Origin of the sequence: Staphylococcus sp. GDY8P120P, assembly GCF_017892065.1 — a bacterium.
Lineage (GTDB): Bacteria > Bacillota > Bacilli > Staphylococcales > Staphylococcaceae > Staphylococcus > Staphylococcus nepalensis.
Genome location: NZ_JAESKI010000057.1, coordinates 1 through 785, shown reverse-complemented (window position 1 = coordinate 785; position 785 = coordinate 1). Strand labels below are relative to the sequence as shown.

Annotated in this window: 1 protein-coding gene and 1 pseudogene; both read right to left on the bottom strand. The window is 30.1% G+C overall.

Annotation, left to right across the window (positions count from 1 at the left end):
* A pseudogene (locus KA900_RS14620) lies at positions 1 to 594 on the bottom strand (D-alanyl-lipoteichoic acid biosynthesis protein DltB); the annotation flags it as partial.
* Positions 591 to 785 (bottom strand): AMP-binding enzyme (locus tag KA900_RS14615; protein WP_481906341.1); only part of this gene is annotated, 195 nt, incomplete at its 5' end. The pseudogene KA900_RS14620 and the gene KA900_RS14615, both read right to left, overlap by 4 nt.

The window sequence follows — 785 nt, the reverse complement described above, 5'->3', positions numbered from 1 at the left end:
ATTATAGTCACTTCCACTCAGAATTTTATTGTCATCTTTCACAAAACGTTTGTAACGATCAATTGGTCCTGAGGAAATGGTTGGAAAAAAAGATATAAACTGTACGACTTTCCAAAATTTAATCTCTTTGATTGAGCCATCTCTAATTTCTATTAATAGTTGAACACTTTTAAAAGTAACATACGAAATGCCTAAAAATCCGATGAATTCTATGACTTTACTCTCATGTAGTTTTAACTGTGCCATTCCAAACCACGATCTTTGCATAACTTTCACAACAATAAGTGGCAAAACAGAGAGAAAAATAACCGATATAAATTTTGCTGTTGTATTATTTTTAGCACGAGAATTCCAGTAATATATGATAATCAACACTTGCCAAATTAAATAAAGGATAAAATTTATCAGTTCTAAACTCAAAAAAGCTTGTCCAAATAGATGATGCTTATTCGATGAAAATATTAATATAATCATGACTGCTGTACTCAAACCATTATAAATTTTGCTCTGCTTACCCATAAATCCTAATATAATAACTGGTAACAAAATAACAAATGCTATAAGAAAGAATGTAAAATCGCCGTATGGAATCATTTCTCTATAGCCTCAGCAATCTTTTTACGATCTAATTTTCCATTCATCGTAAGCGGTAATTTCTTCATATATATTAACTTTTTAGGAATCATATATTCGGGCAATACATGTTTTAATTCCGTTTTTATTTCATGAGTTAAAGTTTGAACGTCTTCGTGGGTTTCGCAATCACTTAAAATAACTGCAGCATT